The 24,299-nt window shown below is 72.3% G+C and carries 11 protein-coding genes; all 11 read right to left on the bottom strand.

What is annotated here, in order from left to right; genetic code table 11:
- Positions 1-11: 11 nt before the first annotated feature.
- Complete coding sequence (hppD, locus tag ABZS37_RS14460; RefSeq protein WP_355168961.1) at positions 12-1,061, bottom strand: 4-hydroxyphenylpyruvate dioxygenase; 1,050 nt, start codon at positions 1,059-1,061, stop codon at positions 12-14.
- Complete coding sequence (locus tag ABZS37_RS14455) at positions 1,046-6,991, bottom strand: amino acid adenylation domain-containing protein (protein ID WP_355168959.1); 5,946 nt, start codon at positions 6,989-6,991, stop codon at positions 1,046-1,048. The genes hppD and ABZS37_RS14455 overlap by 16 nt, the downstream gene beginning before the upstream one ends.
- A gap of 39 nt (positions 6,992-7,030) precedes the next feature.
- On the bottom strand, positions 7,031-8,431 hold the full coding sequence (locus tag ABZS37_RS14450; RefSeq protein ID WP_355168957.1) for a condensation domain-containing protein: 1,401 nt from the start codon (positions 8,429-8,431) through the stop codon (positions 7,031-7,033).
- A complete protein-coding gene (locus ABZS37_RS14445) occupies positions 8,428-10,239 on the bottom strand; it encodes an ABC transporter ATP-binding protein (protein WP_355168955.1) in 1,812 nt (603 codons plus the stop codon). Before ABZS37_RS14445 ends, ABZS37_RS14450 begins: the two co-directional genes overlap by 4 nt.
- Positions 10,236-11,957: an ABC transporter ATP-binding protein gene (locus tag ABZS37_RS14440; RefSeq protein WP_355168953.1), complete on the bottom strand. Its 1,722-nt coding sequence runs from the start codon at positions 11,955-11,957 to the stop codon at positions 10,236-10,238. The genes ABZS37_RS14445 and ABZS37_RS14440 overlap by 4 nt, the downstream gene beginning before the upstream one ends.
- A 71-nt stretch (positions 11,958-12,028) precedes the next feature.
- A complete protein-coding gene (locus tag ABZS37_RS14435) occupies positions 12,029-13,603 on the bottom strand; it encodes an amino acid adenylation domain-containing protein (RefSeq protein ID WP_355168951.1) in 1,575 nt (524 codons plus the stop codon).
- The gene (locus ABZS37_RS14430) at positions 13,600-14,505 is read right to left on the bottom strand and encodes a hypothetical protein (protein ID WP_355168949.1); all 906 of its coding nucleotides are present in this window, start codon (positions 14,503-14,505) and stop codon (positions 13,600-13,602) included. Before ABZS37_RS14430 ends, ABZS37_RS14435 begins: the two co-directional genes overlap by 4 nt.
- Positions 14,505-15,857, bottom strand: coding sequence for a diaminopimelate decarboxylase (gene lysA / locus ABZS37_RS14425; RefSeq protein ID WP_355168947.1), 1,353 nt, complete (start codon positions 15,855-15,857; stop codon positions 14,505-14,507). The genes ABZS37_RS14430 and lysA overlap by 1 nt, the downstream gene beginning before the upstream one ends.
- Positions 15,858-15,885: 28 nt before the next feature.
- Positions 15,886-16,878 (bottom strand): 2,3-diaminopropionate biosynthesis protein SbnB, encoded by a 993-nt coding sequence (gene sbnB / locus ABZS37_RS14420; protein ID WP_355168945.1) that lies wholly within the window; start codon positions 16,876-16,878, stop codon positions 15,886-15,888.
- A gap of 35 nt (positions 16,879-16,913) precedes the next feature.
- Positions 16,914-17,870, bottom strand: coding sequence for a 2,3-diaminopropionate biosynthesis protein SbnA (sbnA, locus tag ABZS37_RS14415; RefSeq protein WP_355168943.1), 957 nt, complete (start codon positions 17,868-17,870; stop codon positions 16,914-16,916).
- Complete coding sequence (locus ABZS37_RS14410) at positions 17,864-24,298, bottom strand: amino acid adenylation domain-containing protein (protein ID WP_355168941.1); 6,435 nt, start codon at positions 24,296-24,298, stop codon at positions 17,864-17,866. The genes sbnA and ABZS37_RS14410 overlap by 7 nt, the downstream gene beginning before the upstream one ends.
- Position 24,299: the final 1 nt, after the last annotated feature.

The following is a 24,299-nucleotide window of genomic DNA, read 5'->3' as shown; positions in this document are numbered from 1 at the left end:
CCGGGCACCCGTCAGCCGACGGTGGCCTGCTCCTGGGCAACGGCCGAGTAGAGCGCCTTGATGTTGCCGCTGCCGAACAGGCGTGCCCCCATCCGCTCGATGACCTCGACGAAGAACGTGTGTCGCGGATGGGTCGACCGGGCGAAGATCTGGAAGAGCTGGCCGGCGTGGTCGGTGTCCGCCAGCACACCCAGCTCCCGCAGTTCCCCGATGGTGTGCCCGATCGGGATCAGCCGGGTCGGCAGGGCCTCGTAGTAGGCCCCGGGGATCGGCAGGAACTCCACGCCGTTCTCCCTCAGCCGGCGTACCGACGAGACGATGTCGTCGGTGCGGAAGGCCACGTGCTGGACGCCCGCGCCGCCGTGCCGGGCGATGAAGTCGTCGATCTGCCCGGCCGCGGCCGTGCTGTCCGGTTCCAGGATGGTGAAGGTGACGTCGCCGGCGGCGTTCTGCACCACCTCCGAGTTCATCGCCTGCTCGCCGACGAGCACCCGCTCGGCGAAGATCGACTCGAAGTCGAGCACCGTGCGGTAGTGGTCCACCCAGCGACCCAGCTCACCCTCGGGCACGCAGACGGCGAAGTGGTCGGTGTCCAGCAGGCCGGCGGTGCCCTCCGGCGCCACGGGGCGGTGACCCGGCACCGGCGCCTCCGGCCCGGTCGGCTCCAGCAGGGTGTGCACCATGTCCCCGAAGCCACCGATCGTCGCGGCGAGCACTCCGCCGTGCCGGGGCGACGGAGCCGGCGCGGCGATCGGCACGGCGCCCCGCTCCACCGCCGCGGCGAAGGCGGCCCGGACGTCGGGGGTGGCGAGCGCGATGTCCGCCACCCCGTCACCGTGGCGTGCCACGTAGTCGGCGACGGCGTTGCTCTCCACCTGCGAGGACGTGAAGACCATCGTCCCGGCGGCGGGTCCGAGGACGACCGAGGTGACTCCCTCGAACGTCGCCGGCTCCCCGGCCGCCAGGCCGTGCCGGGCCGCGAACTCCGCAGCCGCGCCGATCGCGTCGCGGACGTGGAACTCCGTGTACGCCAACCGCAGGTCCCTCATCGAGCTGGCCATGCCAGCGCCTCCTTCGTCGTCGAATCGTCAGCGGACGGCGGGGCGTCGGCCTTCCGGTCGTCCGCCCGCACGGCCGCCGCCAGGGCGGCGCCGACTGTGGCCACCGCCGGTGGAGCAAGCATTCCGAAGTGGTCCCCGTCGGCGGTGACCCGGTGGACGCGCCCGCCCACGTACGGATGCCAGAGCTCGGGGCCGAACACCGCCGCCGCCTCGTCGCGGCCGGCGGTGACGAGGGTGACGTCGCCGGGAAGGTACGCCTTCTCCAGTTCGTCGGCGGCCGCCCGGTACCGCACCGCCGACGTCACCAGCTGGTCGGCCTCGTCCGGGGTCAGCCCCCACAGGTCGGCGAGCGACGCGCGCAGCGTCTCCCCGTCGACGGGGGCCGGCCCGTCGACGGCCGGGTGGCTGGCGGCGAAGCCGGCCAGGACGTCCGCGGCCGGATCGGACGCGGCGATCCCCAGGACCCGTCGCTGCTCGGCGAACGGATAGGCGTCGATCAGGGTCAGGCTCGCGACCCGGCCCCGGTCCGCCAGCTCCGCGGCGACCGCGTGGGCGACCACGCCGCCGACCGACCAGCCGGCCAGGTGGTACGCCGGGGCCGGGCACGCCTGTTCGATCCGGTCGACCAGCGCCGCGACGAGACTCCAGCCGTCACCGGCCGGCCAGCCGGTCGCCTGCACGCCGTAGACCGGGTGGTCCTCCGGGATGTACGGCAGCAGCGACGCGTACCCCCAACTCAGTCCGCTGACCGGAGGCAGCAGGACGAGCGGGGTCGCCTCCCCGGCGGCACGGAGCGGGATCACCGGCGCGAGGAGCGCGCCGCCGCTGGTCTCCGGAGCCAGCAGGAGCGGGGCGAGGTCCGCGACGCGCGGGGCCTCGAAGACGGCCCGCACCCGGGCCGGTACGCCCAGTTCACGGATCCGAGCGACCAACCGCATCGCCGAGAACGAGTTCCCGCCCAGAGCGAAAAAATCGTCATGGACACCCACATGGGGTAGGTCGAGGGTTTCGGCGAACAGGCCGCAGAGGATTTCCTCGCGGGGATCGCGGGCTTCACGGCGGGTGGTGGCCGCTGGTTGGGCGGCGGGCAGTGCCGGAACGTGTCGGGCCGTTCGCTCGGTCAACGCGACCAGGTCGTCCTGGGCCATCGGCACCTGCGACAACCGCAGCCCGGGGTCCGCCGCGACCGCTGCCATGAACTGTGTGAACACCACCGCGATGTGCTCGGCGGTGTCCCGGTCGAACAGATCCAGGCTGTATTCCACCGACCCGCTGACCCCCGCCGGTCGGCCGAACGCGTCCCGCGACTCCTGGAACGCCATCGCCAGGTCGAACTTCGCCGCGTACCAGTCGAAGTCCTCCACCACACAATCCACGCCGTCGAGCCGCAACTCCACGTCGCCGACGCCCTGCCACGCCAACATCACCTGGAACAACGGATGCCGCGCCAACGACCGCGGCGGATTGACCATCTCCACCAACCGCTCGAACGGCATCTCCTGATGCCCGAAGGCCGTCAGATCCGTCTCCCGCACCCGCGCGGCCAACTCCACAAAAGTCGGATCACCCGCCGTCGACGTCCGCAACACCAACGTGTTCACGAAGAACCCGACCAGGTCCTCCAACGCCGCGTCGTCCCGACCCGCCACCACCGTGCCGATCGGCACGTCCGTGCCCGCACCCAACCGGGTCAACACCGCCGCCAACCCCGCCTGCACCACCATGAACAAGCTGACCTTGTTCACCCGGGCGAAATCCGCCAACGCCGCATGCACACCCTCGACGAGCCGGAACTCGACCGACCCACCACGCCCACTCGACACCACCGGACGCGGCCGGTCCACCGGCAACGGCAACTCCAACGGCAACCCCGCCAACGCCCCACGCCAGAACGCCAACTGCCGCCCGAACACACTGTCCGGATCACCCTCGACGCCCAACAACTCCCGCTGCCACAACGCGTAATCCACGTACTGCACCGGCAACGGCACCCACCCCGGCGCCACCCCACCACGCCGCGCCTCATACGCCCGCGACAGATCCCCCAACAACGGCCCCATCGACCAACCGTCACCAGCGATGTGATGCACCACCACCACCAACACCGACTCCGCCGGACCCACCTCGAACAACCACGCCCGCAACGGAGGATCCACCGTCAGATCAAAACCAGCACCCGCCGCCTCCCGCACCGCACCGGCCAACCCCTGCGCCGACACCCGACGCACCACCAACTCCGGCGCCCACCCCGACAACACCACCTGACACGGCGTCCCACCCACCTCCTGGAACACCGTCCGCAACGACTCGTGCCGACCCACCACATCAGCCAACGCCAACCGCAGCGCACCCACATCCAACCCACCACGCACCCGCGCAGCGAACGGAATGTTGTACGTCCCCGACACACCCTCCAACTGACCGATGAACCACAACCGCGCCTGCGCGAACGACAACGGCACCCGCTCCGGACGCGGCACCGCCACCACACCCGCCCGCGCCGCACCCACCACACCCAACCGCCGCACCACACCCGCCACCGTCGGGAACTCAAACAGATCCCGAACCGCCAACTCCACACCCAACAACGCCCGCACCCGCGCCACCAACCGCACCGCCAACAACGAATGACCGCCCAAAGCGAAAAAATCGTCATGGACACCCACATGGGGTAGGTCGAGGGTTTCGGCGAACAGGCCGCAGAGGATTTCCTCGCGGGGATCGCGGGCTTCACGGCGGGTGGTGGCCGCTGGTTGGGCGGCGGGCAGTGCCGGAACGTGTCGGGCCGTTCGCTCGGTCAACGCGACCAGGTCGTCCTGGGCCATCGGCACCTGCGACAACCGCAGCCCGGGGTCCGCCGCGACCGCTGCCATGAACTGTGTGAACACCACCGCGATGTGCTCGGCGGTGTCCCGGTCGAACAGATCCAGGCTGTATTCCACCGACCCGCTGACCCCCGCCGGTCGGCCGAACGCGTCCCGCGACTCCTGGAACGCCATCGCCAGGTCGAACTTCGCCGCGTACCAGTCGAAGTCCTCCACCACACAATCCACGCCGTCGAGCCGCAACTCCACGTCGCCGACGCCCTGCCACGCCAACATCACCTGGAACAACGGATGCCGCGCCAACGACCGCGGCGGATTGACCATCTCCACCAACCGCTCGAACGGCATCTCCTGATGCCCGAAGGCCGTCAGATCCGTCTCCCGCACCCGCGCGGCCAACTCCACAAAAGTCGGATCACCCGCCGTCGACGTCCGCAACACCAACGTGTTCACGAAGAACCCGACCAGGTCCTCCAACGCCGCGTCGTCCCGACCCGCCACCACCGTGCCGATCGGCACGTCCGTGCCCGCACCCAACCGGGTCAACACCGCCGCCAACCCCGCCTGCACCACCATGAACAAGCTGACCTTGTTCACCCGGGCGAAATCCGCCAACGCCGCATGCACACCCTCGACGAGCCGGAACTCGACCGACCCACCACGCCCACTCGACACCACCGGACGCGGCCGGTCCACCGGCAACGGCAACTCCAACGGCAACCCCGCCAACGCCCCACGCCAGAACGCCAACTGCCGCCCGAACACACTGTCCGGATCACCCTCGACGCCCAACAACTCCCGCTGCCACAACGCGTAATCCACGTACTGCACCGGCAACGGCACCCACCCCGGCGCCACCCCACCACGCCGCGCCTCATACGCCCGCGACAGATCCCCCAACAACGGCCCCATCGACCAACCGTCACCAGCGATGTGATGCACCACCACCACCAACACCGACTCCGCCGGACCCACCTCGAACAACCACGCCCGCAACGGAGGATCCACCGTCAGATCAAAACCAGCACCCGCCGCCTCCCGCACCGCACCGGCCAACCCCTGCGCCGACACCCGACGCACCACCAACTCCGGCGCCCACCCCGACAACACCACCTGACACGGCGTCCCACCCACCTCCTGGAACACCGTCCGCAACGACTCGTGCCGACCCACCACATCAGCCAACGCCAACCGCAGCGCACCCACATCCAACCCACCACGCACCCGCGCAGCGAACGGAATGTTGTACGTCCCCGACACACCCTCCAACTGACCGATGAACCACAACCGCGCCTGCGCGAACGACAACGGCACCCGCTCCGGACGCGGCACCGCCACCACACCCGCCCGCGCCGCACCCACCACACCCAACCGCCGCACCACACCCGCCACCGTCGGGAACTCAAACAGATCCCGAACCGCCAACTCCACACCCAACAACGCCCGCACCCGCGCCACCAACCGCACCGCCAACAACGAATGACCGCCCAAAGCGAAAAAATCGTCATGGACACCCACATGGGGCAGGTGCAACAGCTCGGCGAACAGGTCGCAGAGCGCGGCCTCCTGCGCGTTGCGGGGTGACCCGCTGGCGCGCCGGCGCGGCTCCGGCAGGGCCCGCCGGTCGACCTTGCCATTCGGGGTGAGCGGCAGGTGCTTCATGCGGACGAACTCCTGCGGCACCATGTAGTCCGGGAGCACGCCGCTGACGTGCTCCTTCAGTGACCGGACGGAGACTTCGCCGCGGGGCACCGGCACGACGTACGCGATCAGGTTGTAGCTCCCCGAGTGGTCCGGGCGGGCCCCGACGACCACCTGGGACACCCCCGGGTGGCTGGCCATCACCGCCTCAATCTCGCCGATCTCCACCCGGTTGCCGCGTACCTTGATCTGCCCGTCGGCCCGGCCGACGAACAGCAGCTCGTCGGTCGTGGTACGCCGGACCAGGTCGCCCGTGCGGTACATCCGCGACCCGGGGGGCCCGAACGGGCACGGCAGGAAGCGCTCCGCCGTCATCCCGGGCAGGCCGAGGTAGCCCCGGGCGAGCCCGGGCCCGGCGACGTACAGCTCGCCGACCTCTCCCGGCGCCACCTCCGCCAGGGACCCGTCGAGCACGTGCACCGACATCCCGTCCCGAGGCCGCCCCAACGGCAACGGCGCGGTGGCGGGGCGGCCCCGGTCCAGCGCCGTCTGGCTGGCGATGAGGGTGACCTCGGTGGGCCCGTACATGTGCCGCACCACCGTCTCCGGGCAGGTGTCCAGCACCCGTCCGGCCGCGCTGGGGCTCACCACGTCGCCCCCGGCGGAGACCTCCTGCAGCCCCGCGAAGACCTCGGGCGTGGTCTCGGCCAGCGCGTCGAACAGGCCTGCGGTCAGGCTGACCGCGGTCAGGCCGAAACGCGTGATCAGCGTGCGCAGCACGTCTGCGGAGAGGACACCCGGCGGCGCCACCACCACCCGGCCACCGTTGAGCAACGGCACCCAGATCTCGTACGTGGACAGGTCGAACGCGTGCGGCGAGTGGAACAGCACCGCGCCGGTGCTGCTGTTGGCCCGCCAGCAACTGTCCGTCGCGAGCTGCACCACGGCACGCTGGGTGATGGCGACTCCCTTGGGCCGCCCGGTCGACCCCGACGTGTACATCACGTAGGCGAGCTGCTCGGGTGCCACCGGCGTGCCGGGCTCGTCCGTCGCCTCGCCGTCCAGGTTCAGATCCGCGAGCCGGACGACCGAGGCGGCGGAGTCGAACGGCGCCGGGTCGTTGGCCTCGTCGAGCAGCAGGAAGCGGGCACCGGCGTCGGCCACCACGGCAGCCATCCGGTGCGGCGGGAAGGCGCCGTGCACCGGCAGATACGTGCCGCCCGCCTTCGCGACTGCCAACAGCGACACCACCAGGTCGATGGAGCGCTCCTGGAGCAGCGCCACCGGCTCCTCGGCCTGGAGACCACGGCTGAGCAGGTGCCGGGCCAGCCGGTTGGCACGGTGATCCAGGGCCGCGTACGTCAGTTCGCCTGCCTCGCCGACCACGGCGACGGCCTCGGGCGTGCGGGCGGCCTGGGCCGCGAAGCGCCCCGCGATGGTCGTCGTGCGCTGCTCGTCAGTCATGTGCTGCTCCCGTGTCGCCCTTGCGTGGTGGTGATGCGCTCAGACATCCAGGCTGCTGACCCGGACATCGGGATCGCTGGCGAACTCCCGGACAGTCCGGGCGAAGGCCGAGGCGAGGTCCTCGATGTCGGAGCGGTCGCAGATGTCCGCGCGGTACGTGATGTCGCCCCACAGGCCGTCCGGCCCGGGGGCGAGCGAGACGGTCAGGTCGCTGACCGTCCCATCGACGCGCAGCTCCTCGACCTCGATCCGCAGCCCCGGCCAGTCGGTCGCCACCTCCTGTTCGGCGTCCTGCAGCACGAACGTCACCGGGACCATGGGCGGGACCGTGGTGTCCCGGTGCGGCGCCAGATGGTCGACCAGCTCCGGGAAGGGGTAGTGCTGGTGCTCGTACGCCTCGACCGCCACGTCGCGTACCCGGCCGAGCAGCTCGGCGAGGGTGGGGTCGCCGCCGAGATCGACGCGCAGCACCACCAGGTTGACGAAGTAGCCGACCAGGTGCCGGGTGTACGGCAGCGGGCGGTTCGCCATCGGCGAGCCGATCAGCAGGTCCGTCGCGCCGGTGCGCCGGGACAGCACCACCGCGAACGCGGCGAGCAGCACCATGAACGGGGTTACCTGGGCGCGCCGGCAGGTCTCGTCCAACGCCGCGGCCGACGTGGCGTCCACGCCCACGGGTACCGGCGTGCCCGGGGCCGCCGCGTAGGGCCGCCGGGGCTTCGTCGCCAGGTCCACCGGCGCCGGCAGGTCGGCCAGCCGGGTCAGCCAGTGGTCCCGGGTGCGGCGGCACTCCTCGCCCGCCAGCCACTCCCGATGCCACCGGGCGTAGTCGCCGTAGGTCCCGCCGAGAGCGGGAAGGTCGGCCGGCTGTCCGGTCAGCTCGGCCTGGTAGCAGGCGCCCAGGTCACGCAGGAACACCCCGACCGACCACCCGTCGAAGACGATGTGGTGGGGCACGACCAGCAGCACGTGCTCGTCCGCCCCGAGGCATACCGCCACCACCCGCAGCAGCGGGCCGGTGGCCAGGTCGAAGCTTTCGTTCGACCCGGCCCGGAGCACCTCCCGCAGCTCGCGTTCCCGGTCCGCCCCGGTCCGCGTCGACAGGTCCACCACCCGCAGTGGGGCGGTGGGCCCCTGGAACCGCTGCACCGGCTCGTCGTCCTCGGCGTCGAAGACCGCGCGCAGCGCCTCCTGCCGGGCCACCACGGCCGCGAGCGCGCGGTCCAGCGCGGCGAGGTCGAGGTGCCCGTGCAGCCGGTAGGCCAACGGGACGTTGTACTGCGACGACCCCGGGTCGATCTGGTCGATCACCCACAGCCCCGACTGCGCGCCGGTCAGCGGAGCTTCGGCCCGATCGCCGCCGGCCGGGGCCGGAGCGGTCGGCAGGGTGGTCCGGAGCTGCCGCAACAGGAGGGAGCGCCGGTCGGAGCGGGCGGTCATCGTGACACGACCTCGCCGTCGAGGTGCCCGTCGGTCTCCGTCCGGCCGTCCACGCTGTCGTCGGCCGTGGTGTGGCGCAGCTCGGTGACCGTTTCCCGCAGCTCGTCGTAGCTGCCCTGGGCGACCACGGCGCCGTCGCGGAGCACGATCACCCGGTCCGCCATCGCCAGCGCGGTCTCGCGGTGCGACACCGCCAGGCAGGTCGCCTCGGGGTCCGCCTTGATCCGCCGCCAGAGTTCACGCTCGGTGTTGACGTCCAGCGCGCTGGAGATGTCGTCGAAGACCAGCAGGTCCGGCCGACGGATCATCATTTGCGCGGCCGCCACCCGTTGGACCTGACCACCGGAGAGGGTGGTGCCCCGGGGCCCCACCCGCGTCTCCAGACCGTCCGGCATACCGGCCAGGTCCCGGTCGAAGACGGCCCGGTGGATCGCCTGCCGCAGTTCCTCGTCGGAGGCGTCCGCGCCGGCACGGATGTTCTCCTCTACCGTGCCGGTCACCAGGTGCGGAACCTGTGGCGTGTACGCGCACCGCGGCGGTCCGAACCCGGCGGCCGGGTCGGCCACCGTCCGGCCGTTCCACCGGATGGTCCCCTCGTCCGCCGGGAGGAGTCCCAGCAGGGCCCGCAGCAGGGTCGTCTTGCCGGAGCCCACACTGCCGGTGACCACCACCAGTTCGCCCCGGCGCAGCTCGAGGTCCACGCCGGAGACGCCGCGACCCGAGCTGGGATGGCGGTAACCAAGACCGTCGACGCGCAGGGTATCCAGCCGACCCAGCTCGCTCTCCGGCTGCCGTGGGCGGGGGGTCTCGGGACCCGGCAGGATCTGCGCGGGCGCCACCACCGCCGACAGTCCCGCGTCGCCCTCGACGATGTCGTCGAGCCGCTCCAGCGAGACGCTGGCCTGCTTGTACGCGGCGAGGCCCTGGCTGAAGAGGGCGGTGAACTCGGTGATCCAGCCCAGGTAGGAGATGAAGAGGACCACGTCACCGACGGTCAGCTCGCCCCGGTCGATCCGGCTCGCCGCCAACAGCAGGACCAGACCGGCGCCGAGGCCGGACGTGCTGCTCCACACGGAACCGAGGAAGACCTGGGAGAACATCCGGCTGCGCAGGCTCCTGGCCCGACGCGTCTCGCTGACGTCGCGGACCCGGTCGGTCACCCGGTCCACGGCGTTGCCCAGCTGGATCGCCTGCACCGCCCGGAACAACTCGCGGAGCAGGCTGCTCACCTCGCCGGCCGCCGTCCGGCTCTGCGCGTGGTAGCGCTTGATCTGGGTGCTGGTGAAGGTGATGAGCGCGCCTGCGGCGAACATCGGCAGCGCCACGATCACCGTCATGGTCAGGTCGATGCTGGCCATGATGGCGAGCGCCACGATGGCCTGCACCGCCGAACCGATCACGACCATGTTCGCGATCAGCATGTCCGCCACGGCCTGCGAGTCGGTCGTGACCCGGTTGACGGTGGAGCCGGTGGTGTGCGGCAGGGTCTGCGCGCCGGGCCGGCGGAAGATGCGGTCCAGCGCGTTGCGCACCAGCAGGCCGTTGGTCATGCTGCTGGTGCGGCCGTCCACGGCGACGCTGGCGAACAGGGCGGTGACCCGCGCGAGGACCGCGCCGACGAGCAGCGCGAACAGCAGCCAGAGGCCGGGGGAGAGCCCCGGCGTGCCACTGAGCCGGTCGAAGACCTCCCGGACGACCAGCGCCGGAATCAGGGGGAAACCGCTGCGCAGGATCTGCAGGAAGGCGTTGAGCGCGTACCAGCCCGGCGCGAACCGGATCAGCGCGAACGTCGCCCGGATGGTGCTCATGCCTTGCCTCCTGCGAGCAGCGCGGCGAACCGCGAGTTGGGATCCGCGGCCAGGGTGCTGCGATCGCCGCTCTCCCGCACGCGCCCGTCCTCGAGGATCAGGATGCGGTCAAGGCGCCGCACGGTCTTGAGCCGGTGAGCGACCACGATGCCGGTACGGCCGTCGAGCAGGCGGGCGGTGGCCTCCTCGACCATCCGCTCGGTCGACGGGTCCAGGCGGGAGGACGCCTCGTCCAGCACCACCACGTCCGGATCGTCGAGGAACGCGCGGGTGAGCGCGACGAGCTGGGCCTCGCCCGCCGAGAGGCTGCCGCCGCCGTCGGTGAGCACCGTGTCCAACCCGTCCGGCAGGGCCTCGTACCAGTCCGTCAGGTGCAGCTCGCCGAGTGCGGCGACGATCCGCTCGTCGGGGACCGTGGCGTCGAAGAGGGTGAGGTTGTCCCGCAGGGAGGCGTGGAAGAGCTGGACGTCCTGGGTGACCATCGAGATCCGGGAGTGCAGCTGTTCCAGGGTGAACTCCCGGACGTCGACCCCGCCGAGCCGCACCGTGCCGGCGTTGACGTCGTGGTCACGACAGAGTAGGCGGGTGACGGTGGTCTTGCCGCTGCCGGTCCGGCCCAGCAGGCCCAGGGTCTGCGCCGGGGCGAGCCGGAAGGACACGTCGCTCAGGGCCTGCTGCCGTTCCCCGTAGCCGAAGTCGACGCCGGTGAACTCGACCTCCGCGGCGCCGCGGGGGACGTCCCGACCGGGGCCTGACGGCACCGCCGTCTCGGTGCCGGTGAGTTCGCTGATCCGGGCGATGCTCGCGCCGGCGCGCTGAAGGCCGTCCATGTGCATGGTGACGACCGTCAGGCTGAGGCTGAGCAGCTGGGTGTAGTAGTAGCCGAGGTAGATCTGGCCGAGCGTGATCGAGTTGCCCGTCAACAGGTACGCGCCCAGGGCGAGCACCCCGGTGCCGGCCAGCGCGACCATCACCTCCAGCAGGCTGGAGGCGTACCGGGAGGCGACCATACTGGCCCTGGTTCGCTCGACCAGCACGGCGATCCGCTCGTACAGCTGGTGGAACATGTGCCGCCGGCCGCCGTTGGCGACGATGCTCTCCCGCGCGGCCAGCCGCTCCTCCACGAAGCTGGACAGGTCGGCGCGGGCCTCGCGCAGGGCCCGGGAACGGGGCATCGCGATGCTCTGGGTCCGCCGCAGAATGACCACCACGCAGAGCGCGAACGCCAGCAGCAGCAGGCCGATGCGGTAGTCGGCCACGAACGCCAGCACGATGATGCCGACCGCGAGCAGCAGCCGGCCGATGACCGCGAACAAGAAGAACGACAGGAACTCGTGCAGCTCGGCCACGTCTCCGTCGACCCGCTCCATCAGCTCACCGGGGGTGCGGGAGCGGTGGAAGGAGAGGTCCAGCGAGAGGCAGTGCCGGGTCAGGTCGGTGCGGATCGCGTTGGTGGACCGCCAGCCCACGTCCTCGGCGAGGTAGCCGGCGATGCCCATCACGATCGGTCGGGCCACCGTCAGCAGCATGAAGACCAGGGCGATGGTGGTCAGCGCCTCGATGGTGGCCGCGTTCTGCACGCCGTCGATGAACTTGCTCATCCAGATCGGCGCGACGAGCTCGAGCGCGATGTTGGCGAACAGCAGCGCCATCAGCACGATGAGCTTGGGCCCCTGCGGCCGGAGGTACCGCCGCAGGAGGTGCATGTGTTGTTGCACTCTGCAAACCTTCTCTCTCTTGCACCCGTGTCTGCGGTCGAACGGAGCGGGCCGCGCGGGCGGCCCACCCGTCATGACGGCGTGGCCGGTCCGATCCGCGCGCCCGCACCGGAGCCGCGGGTTCCGGCGGTGGCGGTTTCGCGGGCGACGGACGACAGCGCGGCCCGGTCCACCTTGCCGGAGGAGGTCAGCGGCACCGCCTCGATGAGCTCGAACCTGCTGGGCACCATGTGCGACGGCAGCATCTCCTGGCAGTGGACCCGCACCAGGCGGTCGTCGAATCCGTCCCCGGGCACCAGGTAGGCGACCAGGAACTGCCCGCCGGCGCGCCCGTTGACCACCTCGACCACCGCGTCCCGGACGCCGCCGTCGTTCCGCAGCACCGCCTCGATCTCGCCCAGCTCGATCCGGAATCCGCGTACCTTGACCTGGCGGTCGGCGCGGCCGAGGTACTGCAACTCCCCGTCCGGCAGCCGCCGGGCCAGGTCGCCGGAGCGGTACCAGCGGACACCGTCACGCTCGACGAACCGCTCCGCGGTCAGCTCCGGGCGTCGCAGGTAGCCGACGCCCACCCCCGCGCCGGACACCCACATCTCTCCGGTCGCACCGTCCGGCACGGGCGTCCCGTCCACGTCCCGCAACTCGACCGTCAGGTGGGGCAGCGGGGCACCGATCGGCGAGCGGTCGGTGCCGCCCAGGGCGGCGGCGTCGAGTTCCTTGTACGTGACGTGGACGGTGGTCTCGGTGATCCCGTACATGTTGACCGCGACCGGGCGGCCACCCTCCGGAAGCGTGTTCAGGAAGCGGGCCGTGGTGTCGAGGTCGACGGCCTCCCCACCGAAGACGAGGTGGCGCAGGGCCAGTGCCGGGTGGCCCGCGGCGGTGTGCGCCTGGACCAGCGCCCGGAACACCGAGGGCACCTGGTTGAGCACCGTGACCCGGTCCCGGATCAGCAGCTCGACGAACTCGTCAGGGTCGACCGCGGCGATGGGGTCGACGATGACCACGGTGCCGCCGGTGACGAGCGGGCCCCAGAGCTCCCACACCGAGAAGTCGAAGTTCATCGAGTGGAACAGGGTCCAGCGGTCGTCCGGGCCCACGTCGAAGAGCGGCAGGGCGGCGAAGAGCAACGCCACCACGTTTCGGTGCGTGATGACGCAGCCCTTGGGTCGCCCGGTCGATCCGGACGTGTAGATCACGTACGCGTGGTCGTCCGGTCCGGGGGTGGGCAGTTCCGCCAGCGGCACGGGCGCGTGGCCACGAACCGGCACACCGGTCGCGGAGACCGCCCGCTCGTCGTCGAGGATGCCCACGACGCAGCTGATCCCCGCCTCGTCGATCATGAGACGGAGCCGCTCGGCCGGATAGTGCGGGTCCAGCGGCACGTAGGCGGCGCCGGCGAGCATGATGCCGAGGACGGCGACCGGGACGTCGATCGTCCGGGTCACCTGTAGGCCGACCCGGTCGCCGGGGCGGATGCCCCGCCGCACCAGCTCCGCGGCGAGCCCACGGGCCGAGGCGTCGACCTCGGCGTACGTCAGCGACTCCGGTCCGCAGACCACCGCCGTGGCGTCGGGGCGTTCCGCGCGGCGGCGGGCGAACAGGTCCGGCAGGGAAGCGTCCGGTGACCCCCACCGCCCGGTCACGGGTGCACCCGCAGGTCCTCGGGGCGCGACCCGCGCACGGTGGTGATCATGGTCAGCTCGCTGCCGTCCTGGGTCAGGTCGAGGGTCACCCCGACCTCCCCGAGCTGGCCGGTCGACTCGACGTGGGTGCCGCCGCACGGCACCCGTACCGCGCCGTCCGGCAGCTCGCACACCCAGGTGCGGCGGTCCTCGACGAGCGCGCCACCGACCTCCACCCGGACCGGCGCGTCCGTCCGGACCCACTCGCGGAGGCGGTCCTGAACCGTGCGCGCCACGTCGGGGAGGGCGGCCCGCAGGTCGTCGGCAAGGAAACCCTTACGCCGCAACGACTTGCCCAGGCGATACCGGTCCACCGAGCCGTCCACGCCGATCCGGGAGAGGCTGAGCGCGGCGGCGTCGAAGTCGGGGACGCCACGGACGTCCCGGCGGTCCACCTTCGTCCAGAAGTCGCTCGTCGCCTCGTTGATGGCGAGGCTGACCAGCTCGCAGGCGGTGTGCCCGGCGGAGAGGCCGGCCCGCCGGGCCGGGTCGACTACGCACTCGACCGGCTGGCCGACCAGATCGTCCCCGGACTCGGGGACCACGTGCACCACGAACCAGTGCCAACCGTCGTCGCCCCGCCGGACCGGGATGTCCGCGCCGGTGAGCAGCGCCCCACCGGAGCGGGGAGCCGCGCCGATCACGCAGTCGACGACGGGGAGTTCCCGGTCGCCGAGGATCAGGGTGCCGTGGTCGGCCGGGTGGTCGGGCCAGGTGTGGTCGACCGGGTGGAACGAGGTCTCCCGGCAGACGACACCGCTCCGCCCGTCTTCGTACGGCAGCACCGCGAGCACCTGGGTGCGGGCCCTGGTCCCGCCCGCGGGGAAGGTGATCGTGGTCGAGGCGTCCAGCTCAGCGTGCATCAGCCGACATCCAGTCCGAAGAGGTCGTCGAAGGTCTCACCCCGGATGATCAGCCGCGCGACACCGTCGGCGACCGCGACCACCGGTGGCCGGGGTACGTGGTTGAAGTTGTTGCTCAGGCTCCGGCAGTACGCGCCGGTGGCGGGAACGGCGACCAGGTCGCCCACCCGCAGGTCCTCCGGGAGGTCGTCGTCGCGGACGATCACGTCGCCCGCGTCGCAGTGCCGGCCTACCACGCGGACCCGCATCGCGGGGGCGGCGGAGTCCCGGTCGGCGATCACCGCCGTGTAGACGCCGTCGTAGAGCGGGGGCCTGATGTTGTCACTCATGCCGCCGTCGACGGCCACGTACGTCCGCAGGCCCGGCAGGTGCTTGATCGTGCCGACCCGGTAGATGGTGCAGCCCGACGGGCCGCTGATCGCCCGGCCCGGCTCGATCGCCAACCGGGGAACGCGCAGGCCCGCCGCAGCGCAGGCTTGCTCCACGGTGCCCCGCAGCCGCGCGGCGAGCGCCTCCGCCGGCAGCGCCTGGTGTTCCGGCAGGTACGCGATGCCGAACCCCCCGCCCAGGCTCAATTCCGGCAGCTCGCCGCCGAGCACCGTCGCCAGCTCCTTGAGCAGGACCACCGCCCGCTCAGCGCCGACCTCGAACTCCCGGGTCCCGAGGATCTGCGAGCCCAGGTGGATGTGCAGGCCCCGCAGGTCGAGCACGTCGGCCGCCCAGATCTCCTCCACCGCGCGGCGGGCCGCCCCGGCCGCCACCGAGAAGCCGAACTTCTGGTCCTCGTGGGCGGTGGCGATGTTGTCGTGCGTGTCCGGTCGTACCCCGACCGTCGCCCGGACCAGGACCGCTGGCCGCACGCCGTGCTCCCGGGCCAGCTCGCTGAGCCGCGCGACCTCGTCGAAGGAGTCCAGGACGATCCGACCGACGCCGTGCTCGACCGCCAGGCTCAGCTCGGTGGCCGACTTGTTGTTGCCGTGCAGCACGATGCGCTGGGCGGGGAAGCCGGCGGACAGCGCCAGTCGGAGTTCCCCCTCGGTGCACACGTCCAGGCTGAGGCCGGCCTCGGCGACGATCCGCGCGACCGCCCGGCACAGGAAGGACTTCCCGGCGTAGTAGATGTCGAAGTCGGCGAAGGCGGCCCGGAACTCCGCGCAGCGGGCACGGAACTCCGCCTCGTCGAAGACGTACGCGGGCGTGCCGTAGCTCTCGGCTATCTCGGTCAACGCGACGCCGCCCACGGTGACCACGCCGTCCTCCCGACGCGCGGCGCTGCGGGGCCAGATCGTGGGAACCAGCGCGTTGGCGTCGGTACGCGCGACGTCCGGAGCTTCCAGGCCGATGGTCGTCATGCTCTCTCCCTCTATCGGTGTCGCCGGGTCAGCCGGCGGTGGCGGGCGCGGCGAAGTCCGGCACGACGGTCAACCGGCCGTCGCGCCGTGCCTCGGCCAGGACGAACGAGCCGAGGGCCAGGTCGAGCACGCCCATCCCGAAGGGCGAGAAGATCTTCGGCCGCTCCGGGTCGAGGACCACCCGGCCCTCCAGCAGGGCCGCCATGTCGCCGTTGACGAAGTCGCGGTTGCCGGTGAGCTGCTCCACCAGGTGCGGCGAGGTGTTGGCCTTCAGGCAGTGGTCGACGTCGTCGACGACGTTGTCGGCCGCCAGCAGCACCTCGGGGGCGAGGTCGCGCAGGGACAGGTGCAGCACGATCTGGCCGGCCCGGAACCGCCGCTCCGGACCGATGTGCGGGGTGAGCGCGGTGGTGGCCAGCACCACCACGTCGGCGTCCAGCGCCTCGTCGGCGGTGGCCGTCGACGCGGCGACGCCCTGCCCCAGACCGGCGGCGAATCGCTTCGCGGCGGCCGGGTCGGTGTCGTGGCACCGCACGTCGTCCATGGACACACCCACGTGGGCCAGGAAGCCCAGGGTCTCCCGGGAGATCACTCCGCAGCCGACCACGCCGACGCTGCCCGCGGCGCGACCTCCGAGCAGGTCGCAGGCCAGTGCCGCCGAGGCGGCGGTACGCGCGGAGCTGATCCGGGCGCACTCCAGCACGGCCACCGGAACGCCGGTCCGGTAGTCGTTGAGCACCAGGACGGCGGAGGCCCGGGGGAGCCCCACCGACCGGTTGCCCGGGAAGCTGGAGATCCACTTGATGCCGACCGTCGGCTCGTCGCCGTCGACGAAGGCGGGCAGGGCGATGATGCGCGAGTCGGGCTTGTCGGGGAACCGCAGGAAGTAGCTGTCGGGGTTCACCGTCCGACCCGCGGCGTGGGCCAGGTACGCGTCGCGCACGCGATCCAGGACGGCGTCCTCGCGACCGTCCAGCACCTCGTCCACCACGAAGCGCGACACCACGGCGAAGTCAGTCATCGCGGGAAAGGTCCTTTCGTCGTGCGGGGAAGATGTCAGTCACCGACGACGTCGGGACCGAAGTGACGCTGCACCCAGGCGTTGCAGTAGATGTTGTCCAGGTAGCGCTCGCCCATGTCGGGTGAGACCACCAGCACCCGGCTGTCCGCCTCGATCAGCTGAGCGGCGGCCAGCACGCCGGCGAGGGCGAGCCCGGACGAACCGCCGAGCAGCAGGCCGTAGCGGCGGGCGGTCTGCCGGCAGAGCCGGATCGCGTCCGCCTCCGACACCATCAACTTGTGGAAGGAGCCGTCGTCCTTGAACAGCTCGGGCCGCCGGCTGGCCCCGGCGCCGGGGATCCAGCGCTTACCCGCCTGACCCCCGAAGATCACCGAACCGACCGCGTCCACGGCGACCAGCCGGGTCGGCGCCGAGATCTCACGCAGGTAAGCGGCCAGCCCCATCAGGGTGCCGGAGCTGCCGACGGTGACGAACAGCCAGTCCGGCAGCCCGAACTCCGCCGCGATCTCCGGACCGGTGTTGCACTGGTGCGCCGCCGCGTTCGCCGGGTTCGCGTACTGGTTCGGCCAGATCAGCGACGGCGTCCGGGCCAGCTCCTCCTGTACGTAGGCGATCCGGTTGCGCAGGTAGCCGCCGTTCTCGTCGCGACGGTTCACGACGACGATGTGGGCACCCAGGGCGCGCATGTAACGCACCGACTGCGGGTTCGTGTTCGGGTCCGTGACCAGGGTGATCCGGTAGCCACGGACGGCGCAGATCGAGGCCAGCGCGACACCGAAATTGCCGGAGGTCGACTCGATCAGGTGCGATCCGGGGCCGATCCGACCCTCGGCCTCCAGGGCGTCGATCATGGCGAGCGCGGTGCGGTGCTTGATGGAGCCGGTGACGGTGAGGCCTTCGAGTTTGACGAAGGTGCTCGCGTGCGGCAACAGGCCGGGCAGCTCGACGTACTGCCGAGCGATCGTCCCGGTCAGGGGCGGCCTGACTAGCATCCCGTGCTCACATCCTCTTCGCTGTCGTTCGGCACCGGCCCGCCACGGCCGGCCGCCCCACGGGCGGCGGCCGCAATGGCCTCGGGACGCGTCGCCTGCAGATAGTGGCCGCCGTGGTCGAGCTCGACGATCTCCACGTCGGTGATGAGCCGTTGCCAGTCGGTGGCCCGGTCCGTCCGCCCCGCCGTCACCGGGTCGTCGGCCGCGAGCAGGACCGTCGTCGGGGCGTCCAGCGGGTGCGCCGCCGGTTCGCGCAGGGCTGCGGCGAGGTAGGCCCGGGCGGCCACCAGGTCCGTGCGCAGGGCCACCGCCATCTCCCGCCGATCGCTCTCGCCCAACGCGTCGGCCCAGGCGAATCCGGTGTGCCCGACGAGCCAGTCGACCGCCTCGTCGTCGCTGAGCGGAAGCACGTCGTCGGCCTGCCCGGTGCGGTCGTGCTCGCCGAGCACCTTGCCCACCAGCACCAGTCGACCGGCCGGCCGGCCACGGCGTTGCAGGGCCAGCGCGGTGGCCAGGGCGAGTGCGCAGCCGGCGGAGTGACCGATCAACATGATCTCGCCGGGCACCTCGGCCACCAGCGCCGCGGCGACCTCCTCCGCCAGGGCTGCCACCCCCGGGTGTGCCCGCCGGTCGTCGGCGGAGCGTCCGGGCAGTTCGACGGCGTACGTGCGGGCCGGCCGGGGCAGGACGGCTGCGGCCCGGGCGATCTGCAGCGCGCTGATCGCGCCGCCCGCCGCGAACGGCACGTACACGAGGGCGTCGTTCCCGGCCACCGGCTTGCGGGTGATGGACGCCAGGTCGACCAGGAGCGGCCGGGCCGTCCGCGTCGATGCCAGCCGTCCGGCGAGGGCGCGGGCGTCGGGGTGGCGGGTCAGCTCGGCGACCAGGGCGGCGTCGCCCAGCCGGGCGGCGACCCGCATCGCGGCCAGCGAGTGCCCGCCCAGCTCGAAGAAGCTGTCGGTGGCGCCGACCTGCCCGACGGGCAGGTCGAGCACCTCGGCGAAGACGCGCACCAGCTCGGCCTCGGCGGCGGTCGCCGGCGGCTCCCGCCGGGCGGCCGGCTGCCCGGTCGGCACCAGCCCGACGAGAACCCGGCGGTCCACCTTGCCGTTGGCGGTCAGCGGGAGGGCCGCCAGCCGGACCACCAGATCCGGGATCATGTAGTGCGGCAGCCGGGCCGCCAAGCCGGCCAGCACCGTCCGGTCGTTGTCCACCGCCGTGCCGGTGTGGAAGGCCACCAGCCGGTGCCGTTCGGCCACCCGGTCCACGATCACCACCGGGTTGGCGACGCCCGGTTGCGCGCCGAGGGCCGCCTCCACCTCGGTCAGCTCGACCCGGTATCCCCTGATCTTGACCTGGTGGTCGCTGCGGCCGGCGACGTCCAGCGTGCCGTCGGGCAGCCAGCGCCCGACGTCGCCGGTGCGGTACAGCACCGGGGACGAGTCGTCGTACGGGTTGGGCACGAAGACCGCGGCGGTGCGCTGCGGGTCGTTGACGTAGCCGAGGCCCACCCCGGCGCCGGTGACCCCGATGTCGCCGAAGGTGCCCACCGGCAACAGGTGGCCGTGCGCGTCCGTGACGTAGATGCCGGTGTTGCGGACCGGCGTCCCCACCGGCACCCGGTCGCCGTCGACCGGCTCCCGCACCACGTGGTGCGTCACGTCGTCGGACGCCTCCGTCGGCCCGTACGCGTTGACCAGTGGCACGTCGTAGCGGGCGAACCAGTCGTGCGTCAGCCGGGGCGGGAACGCCTCGCCGGTGACCAGCATCCAGCGCAGGTCCGGCAGCGGCGTCGAGGCGTCACCGGCCACGGCGAGCAGGGCGTCCAGATAGGACGGAACGGTCTCGGCGACGGTGATCCCGTCCGCCCGCAGCCGCGCCGCGAAGCCACCGAGATCCGTGACCGCCGCGTCGTCGTAGACGACGGTACGGCCACCGACCAGCCAGGCCACCAGGAGCTGCCACACGGATATGTCGAAGCACTGCGGGGCGACCTGGGACACCCGGTCCCCGGCGGTCAGACCGAGGTCCTCGATCTTGGCGGCGAGGTGGTTGAGCATGCCGCTGTGCCGCAGCACCGCGCCCTTGGGCTCGCCGGTGGAGCCGGAGGTGAAGATGACGTACGCGGGATCGTCCGGGCGTGGGCTCCGCGGCACCGGACCGGCCTGCGCCGCCCGGTCGGTGAAGGCCCGCTCGACGGCGAGGATCCGCAGCTCGTCGGCATCGCCGGCCAGCGGCGCGAGCCGCGCGACGAGGTCCCCGGAGGTCAGCACGTGTCGCGCCCGGGTCCGGGTCAGCATGACCCGCAGGCGCTCCGTCGGGTCGTCCGGCTCCTGCGGCAGGTAGACCGCCGCGCAGCGCAACACCCCGAGGACGGCCACCGCCCAGTCGAGACCGCGCCGCATCGGGACCGCCACCACGTCCCCGGGCCGGACGCCGGACCGGATCAGCAGGTCGGCGACCTGTGCGGAGCGGCGCTCCAACGCGGCGTAGTTCAGGTGGTCGGATCCGCAGCTCACCGCCACCGCGTCGGGTCGCTCGCGGGCCTGGTCGGCGATCAGGTCGACGGCCGTCCGGTCCGGAAGCGCCCGCACCGCACCCTGGTGGGCGGAGGTGACGAAGCGCAGCTCCGCCTCGGACATCAGGGTCCGGGCCCGCAGATCGGTCCGCTGCGTGCCGGTGGCCAACTCCAGCGCCCGTACGTAGTAGCCGGCCAGCCGGCCGATCTGCTCGTCGTCGAACTGGCGCCCGTCGTGGTGCAGGGCCAGGCCCAGCTCGTCGGTCACACCGTCCTGCCAGAACTCGGCACGGAACGGGAAGCCGGTGCGGCTGAAGATGGCCGTCCGGCTCAGCCGCACGTCCCACGAGTCGCGCAACTCCCGTAGGACGTGGAAGTGGGTGAAGTTGAAGACCGCCTCGAACAGCGGCTCGCGGCGGCGCTGGTCCTGGATCATCCGGCTCATCGGGTACCGCCGGTACGGCAGCAGCGTCGTCTCCGCCGCGTACGCCGCACGCACGAGGTCAGCCCAGCTGCCTCCGGCGCACTCCAGGCGCAACGGGATCGTGTTGAGGAACAGGCCGGCCACGGATTCGCCGCCGTGCTCCTCGGCGCGTCCGCTGTGCTCGTAGCCGGTCAGCACGTCGTCGGTGCCGGTCACGAAGCCGAGCACGGCCACGTGCACGGCGAGCAGGACGGACTTGACCGGCACCCGCAGCTCGCCGGCCAGCCGCACCACCGCGGCCGACAGACCCGGCGTGAGCGGCACGTCGCGCATGACCAGGCGTGGACGGTCGGCGTCGGCGCCGGTCCCGATCCGGGGCAGCTGGGTCGGGGTGCTGCCGGCCAGCAGACGCTGCCAGAAGGCCCGCTGCTCATCGTCGGTGACCGCGGTCCGCTCCAGGGCCAGGAACCGGTCGTACCCGGGCCGCGCGCCGGGCGTGGCGTCGTCGTCGGCGCCCAGGTAGGCCCGGAAGAGGTCCCGGATGACCGTGCTGACGCTCCACCCGTCGAGGGCGGCCGCGTGGTAGCTCAGGTGCAGGAAGAACTCGTCGTCGAGCCGGTGCACGATCACTCGGAACAGGTCGGGCTGCCCGGGCCGCATCGGCCGGCCCAGCTCGACCCGCGCCACCTCGGCCACGGCCCGTTCCCGGTACGCGGCGGACCGGCCCCGGAGGTCCACCACCGACAGCTCGGGACGGGCGTCGCGGTGCACCAGCTGGATCGGCTCGCTGAACCCCGTGGTGTGAAGAGAGGTCCGCAGCATCGGGTGCCGCCCGGCCACCTGGTCCAGGGCACGCCTGAATCCGGTCTCGTCAAACCCGCCGGCCACCTGGAACGTGGCCACGTCGTGGTAGAGGTCGTCCTCCCCGGTGGCGACGTCGTAGAGGATCCCGGCCTGGAGGGCGCTGAGCGGGTACGCGTCCTCCACGTCGGACGGCAGCAACGCCCGGTCCGCCAGCGCGAGCAGCGTGAACGGCTCCGTCGCCCGGTCCGCCTCCGCCGCGTACGGGCGGACCAGCTCGGCCAGCTCGGCGATCGTCGGGTGGGCGAAGAGCTCCTGGAAGCTCAGGTCGAGGTCGGCGGCCCGGAGTGCGGCGAGAACGGTGATGAACCGGATCGAGTCGCCGCCCAGGCTGAAGAAGTTGTCCCGGATGCCCACCCGGTCCCGCCCGAGAGCGGTCCGCCAGATGTCGGCCAGCAACTGCTCGCGCGGCGTGCGCGGCGCCTCCCAGCGGTCCTCATCCGCGGCCCGCACCAGCCGGGTCAGCGCCGCCAGGTCCCGCTTGCCGTTCGCCGTGGTGGGGATCTCCGGCACCACCGTGATGGACGACGGCACCATGTAGGCGGGCAGCGCCGCCGCGAGCTGCGCCCGCACCTCGGCCACGTCGACCGCGTCGGTGGCCACGACCGCGTCGGTCGCGACGAGGCAGAGGACCAGGGTGGGGTTGTCGTCGTCGGCCCGGACGAACGCCACGCACCGCCCGACCCCGGCCAGCCGACCCGCGACGTGCTCGATCTCGCCGAGCTCGATCCGGTAGCCCCGCAACTTGACCTGGCCGTCGATGCGACCCAGGAACTCCAGCGAGCCGTCCGGCCGCCACCGCGCGAGGTCCCCGGTGCGGTACATCCGCTCGCCGGTGCCCGTCGGGTCGGGCACGAAGGCCGCCGCGGTCAGCGCCGGATCGTTGACGTACCCACGGGCGAGGCCGACTCCGGCGATGTGCAGCTCGCCGGGGACGCCGACCGGCGCGGGTGCGCCGGCCGGGTCCAGCACGGACAGCCGGATGTTGTCGATGGGTCGCCCCAGCGGCACCGGCCGGTCGAGCGGGAGGTCGGCGCAGTCCTGGACGCTGACGTCGATGGCCGCCTCGGTCGGGCCGTAGAGGTTGGTCAGGGTGGCGCCGCAGCGCTTGCCGATCTCTGTCCGGAAGGCGGCGACCTGGCCGGCGGTCAACGCCTCCCCGCTGGCGAAGACCTGCCGCAGGGTGTCGAGCCGGACGTCGTCCCCGCCGGTGGCCAGGTGCTGGGTGAAGCCCTGGAGCATGGCCGGCACGAAGTGCATGGTGGTCACGCCGTAGCGGGCGATCCAGGCGCCGATCTCGGCCGGGTCGCGCTCGTCGCCGTTCGGCAGGCAGGCCACCCCGGCGCCCGCGAACGACCACCAGAACAGCTCCCACACCGACACGTCGAAGCTGGTCGAGGTCTTGTGCAGGATGACGTCCCCGGCGGCGAGCGGATAGGCCCTCTGCATCCAGGCGATCCGGTTCACCACCGCACGGTGGCTCACCCCGACGCCCTTGGGACGCCCGGTCGAGCCGGAGGTGAAGATGACATAGCAGAGGTCGTCCGGGCCGACCGGGACTGCCGGGTCGGTGACCGGTCCGGCCCACACCGTGGCGTCGTCGACGCTGACCCGTTCGACGGCGGGCGGCGGTGCCACCTCGGTGCGCCCGTCCACCACCACGAGCCGGCAGTTGGCGCGGGTGAGCATCGCCGTGGCGCGGCCCTGTGGCGTCTCCGGGTCGAGCGGCAGGTAGGCCGCCCCCGCGCGGAGGATGGCATGCGCGGCGACGATGAACTCCGCCGACCGGCCCAGGCAGATGCCCACCACATCGCCCCGGACGACCCCCCGGTCCCGCAGCCTGTGCGCGAGCTGGTTGGCCCGGCGGTCGAGTTCGGAGTAGGTCAGACCGGCGTCGAGGACGGCCGGCGCCGCTGGCCGGTCCCGCGCCTGCCAACGCAGGAAGTCGTGCAGGGTGGCCCGGTCGGGAAAGGCGGCTGCGGTGTCGTTGACCGCCGCCACCAGATCCCGGTCGGCGGGGGTCGGCCCGCACACCGTCGTGGCGGTGGAGTGCACGTCCGTGGCCGCCGTCGCGACGGCGGTCGCGAAGGCGTCGAGCAGCCGCTCGGCGGTGCCGTCCAGGAACAGGTCGGCGCGGTAGCTGAGCCGCACGGCGGACGGGTCGTCGGTGCGCACCTCCAGGTGGAGCGTCGCGCCAGCCGCCGCCGCGGCCTCCACCGGCAGGTCACCGTCCACCCCGACGGCGAGGTCGGTGACGGAGGGGCCACCCGCCGGCGGCGCGACCAGCAGTTCCCGGAGCGCCTCCCGGGTGGCGACCAGCAGGCGGGTGATCGGCTCGGTGACCACCACCGGCACCGTCACGGGCACCGCGCCCCCCGCCCGACCGGACGGGTCGGCGGCCAGCACGGTGACGGTACGCCGGCCGGTGGAGCGGGCCAGCACGATCGCGGCGGTGGTGAGCGCCACCACCCGGGTGAGGACGGCGTCGCCGCGGGTCAGCCGGGACAGCCCGTCGCGTACCAGGTCGGGGTGGGCGCGGTCGATCCGCACGTACCGGGGCGACCCGCCGGTGGGCAGCAGGTCGCGGGGCAGCAGGGTCGGCCCGGGGCCGTTGTCGCTCGCCATG

This window comes from Micromonospora sp. NPDC005413, from assembly GCF_040606435.1.
Lineage (GTDB): Bacteria > Actinomycetota > Actinomycetes > Mycobacteriales > Micromonosporaceae > Micromonospora.
Note: the sequence above shows the minus strand (reverse complement) of the source record. Positions and strands in the feature narration are given on the sequence as shown.

Coding starts and splice junctions, on each gene's coding strand:
- ABZS37_RS14410 (WP_355168941.1), bottom strand. CDS start 24,298: ATGGCGAGCGACAACGGCCCCGGGCCGACCCTGCTGCCCCGCGACCTG.
- ABZS37_RS14430 (WP_355168949.1), bottom strand. CDS start 14,505: ATGCACGCTGAGCTGGACGCCTCGACCACGATCACCTTCCCCGCGGGC.
- lysA (WP_355168947.1), bottom strand. CDS start 15,857: ATGACGACCATCGGCCTGGAAGCTCCGGACGTCGCGCGTACCGACGCC.
- ABZS37_RS14445 (WP_355168955.1), bottom strand. CDS start 10,239: ATGAGCACCATCCGGGCGACGTTCGCGCTGATCCGGTTCGCGCCGGGC.
- sbnB (WP_355168945.1), bottom strand. CDS start 16,878: ATGACTGACTTCGCCGTGGTGTCGCGCTTCGTGGTGGACGAGGTGCTG.
- ABZS37_RS14450 (WP_355168957.1), bottom strand. CDS start 8,431: ATGACCGCCCGCTCCGACCGGCGCTCCCTCCTGTTGCGGCAGCTCCGG.
- hppD (WP_355168961.1), bottom strand. CDS start 1,061: ATGGCCAGCTCGATGAGGGACCTGCGGTTGGCGTACACGGAGTTCCAC.
- ABZS37_RS14455 (WP_355168959.1), bottom strand. CDS start 6,991: ATGACTGACGAGCAGCGCACGACGACCATCGCGGGGCGCTTCGCGGCC.
- sbnA (WP_355168943.1), bottom strand. CDS start 17,870: ATGCTAGTCAGGCCGCCCCTGACCGGGACGATCGCTCGGCAGTACGTC.